The sequence below is a fragment of the Candidatus Melainabacteria bacterium RIFOXYA2_FULL_32_9 genome (assembly GCA_001784615.1).
Lineage (GTDB): Bacteria > Cyanobacteriota > Vampirovibrionia > Gastranaerophilales > UBA9579 > UBA9579.
This window is the reverse complement of the sequence record MFRQ01000029.1, coordinates 13,904-17,084: the sequence shown is the minus strand read 5'-3', so window position 1 is coordinate 17,084 and position 3,181 is coordinate 13,904. Positions and strand designations below refer to the sequence as shown.

Genomic DNA, 3,181 nt, shown 5'->3' with positions numbered 1-3,181 from the left:
GATTATTTCAAAGAAGAGTTGGTTGGTTGGGATGGAAGCATAAGTTTTAGCAAAATCTCCACAAGAAAAACATTTCAAGGCTCAGTAATTAGCTATATGCTCGATCTTTTCAAGATTTTTATCTTACTGTATAACCCTGTAAGTTAAGCAACTTCTATCTAATTTTATATGAATACAAGAACCCTGTTACCCACTCTTTTTTCGAGTAAATAACAGGGTTACAGGTCAAATTTTATATACCGTTTTTCTTCTTTATCGAATATGTAACAAAGTGTAACGTTATATACCATTTATATATTTTTTCAATATTTTTAGTTTTTATATATATAAAGATTAAAAAGTAGGTTTAAAAATTTGAAGTATAAATTAAGGGAGATATAGTATGTGCAGTTTACGTGTGTACAATTTAAATGATCCGAATGCGTACATAAGTGTAGTGCGTAAAACTCCTAACGCACAGGATTTATATCCTCATTATAGCCAAGATTTATATAAACATTCATACACACCTACAGTTAATGCATTATTTGAAGGTTTATATGTACAACCTTTCCAAGCACCAGGTTCAGGCCAGCCTAATGATCCTCAGGATCCAACCGACCCAACAGATCCAACAGATCCAACAAATCCTAATAATCCTGGTAATAATTCAAATAATCCTTGGCAAGTAATTATAAATTACATTCAAAACAACATTATTGTTGGAAATAATAATACAATTAACAATAATAATAATGTTAATATTGACAATAGTACTGACATTACTAACAATATTATTAATATCATCAATAGCAACAATAATAATAACAACGATGATGCTCCTATAGATCCACCAGTTTATGCTGATGAAGCAGCATTAACAAGAGCATGGGGCGATCCTCATTTTCAACTAAAACTTGATGAAAACAAAAAGGAAAACTGCTTTGATTTCCAAGGTAAGAGTGGTACCGTATATTCAATGTTAGATAATGAAGATTTATCTCTTAATGCTAAATTTAGTGATGGTGAAGATCTTAATGCTAGATATATAACAGATCAAAATCTTGAACTCAAAGGAACAGGTATAAATGTAGTAAGTCATAAAGGTGGAGCATACGAGATTTATAATAATGGTGCTCAAATAGACGAAAATGACCCTGCATTACAACAAGCCGGTGCTTCTGTAAAATATGAAAATTCTGCTCTAACTGTAGATTACAAAGAAAGACAAATCGTTCAAAAGTTAAGCAGAAATGAAATAGAGGATCAAATCGAAGTAAAATATGGTGATAAAGGCATATTAAGTCAATTAGTAGGTTCCATTGATAATGATGACAATAAAACTGATGGTGTTACCAAGTTTAATTATGACATCAATAAAGATGATAAAATTGATGAAAATGATGTATTGCATTATGAAGCAGCTTCTCAAGCCATGGTGCGTAGTGGAATCTCTGGTATAGCAGCTCCTGTAATATCCAGTTTAAGCGATAAATCAGATGTTCTTTCCCAAACCTTTATAAATAATATTGCAAATAGAGACTATAATATTGATGAAGTGTTTGATGGATCATTTGAGGGTGCTGGCAGTATATCAAGATCCGATGATTCAAAGCTCGTGGTTAGCCCAACTGATTCTATGGGTGTAAGATTAGCCAAGCTTGCAATGAAAGCCACACTTTTATATACAGAATCTAAAACTGAAGCATTAAAATCAGCAGCAACCAATGCAGTCAACAGTTGGATTTCTTCAAGTTCAGCCACATTACTTAATGATGTGACAAGTGGTTCTGGTTCATATGCAAGTAGATTTTCAGAATATAGCGGTTATTCAAGATCACAATGGAACGAATATATCGGTAATACATTTATTAGACCAGACATTCGTTTAGCTTAAATCCTATCCAATAAATAATTGAGAGTTTATAAAATCAGGGATATTATTTCCGTTGCTGTTCAAACGCTTTGCGTTTCAAGGCAACTCCAATAATATCCCTGATCAATTCAAGATTAAATTGAATTTTGATTATTTTAAGTTTGTAAGGTTTGCTTTTCGTATTCTGATATTTTGAGGAGTTATTTCAAGTAATTCATCTTCCTTTATATATTCAAGACAATCTTCTAGTGATAAATCTCTTGTGGATTGCAATGTGACCATTACATCAGCTGTTGAGCTTCTCATATTTGTTAATCTTTTAGTTTTACATACATTTACTATTAAATCTTGTGGTCTAGTATGCTCTCCAACAACCATGCCACGATAGACCTTTGTTTTCGGTCTGATAAAGAATACGCCTCTATCTTCAAATTGCTGAAGTGCGTAAGGAATGGCTTCGCCATCTTCATGAGCTAGCAAAGAACCATTTCTGTAACTTGGTATTTCTCCTGAAAATGGCTTATAGTCTTTGAAGGAATGGTACATAATTCCTTCACCTTTAGTCATTCTAATGAATTCTCCTCTAAACCCTATAAGACCCCTTGCAGGTATTACAAAGTTTAAGATAGTTCTTATTCCATTAGACTGCATATTAAGCATTTCAGCTTTTCTGAAACTTAATTTTTCAATGCAACCACCGGTACATTGATCTGGAACATCAATAATTAGATTTTCAAAAGGTTCAAGAGTTGCACCATTTTGTTCTTTAAAAATAACTTCAGGTTTACTTACCTGGAATTCATAACCTTCACGTCTCATTGTTTCTATTAAAATGCTGAGGTGTAATTCTCCTCTACCGCTTACTCTGAAAACATCAGTGCTTTCAGTTTCTTCAACTTTTAAGCTGACGTTTTTCTCAAGTTCCTGATATAAACGTTTTCTTACTTGCCTTGAAGTAACAAATTTTCCTTCTTGTCCTGCAAAAGGGCTGTCATTTACAGAAAAATTCATTTTGAGAGTTGGTTCATCTATACTAATTAATGGTAATACTTTAGGATCTTCAATAGATGATATTGTTTCACCGATCTGGATGTCAGGAAAACCTGCTATTCCTACAATATCTCCTGCAACTGCTTTTTCTAAATCAACTCTTTTTAGTCCCTGAAAACCTAATAGCTTTAAAACTTTACCTCTTGTTACGGTGCCGTCTCTTTTTATTAGGCTTACTTGTTCGCTGTCTTTTATTATTCCATTATGGATACGTCCAATAGCAATTCTGCCTATATATTCATTATAATCCAGAGATGTCACATGGAATTGTAGCGT

At 32.9% G+C, this 3,181-nt stretch carries 1 protein-coding gene and 1 pseudogene (1 of these 2 only partly in view); one reads left to right on the top strand and one right to left on the bottom strand.

Annotated elements, in window-relative coordinates:
• Positions 1-382: 382 nt before the first annotated feature.
• Positions 383-1,876 carry a hypothetical protein gene (locus A2255_08345; GenBank protein ID OGI22728.1) on the top strand — a complete coding sequence of 498 codons (1,494 nt, stop codon included), beginning with the start codon at positions 383-385 and terminating at the stop codon, positions 1,874-1,876.
• Positions 1,877-2,005: 129 nt separating this feature from the next.
• Here the strand turns inward: A2255_08345 and A2255_08340 are convergent.
• A pseudogene (locus A2255_08340) lies at positions 2,006-3,181 on the bottom strand (GTP-binding protein TypA); it runs 412 nt beyond the window's last position.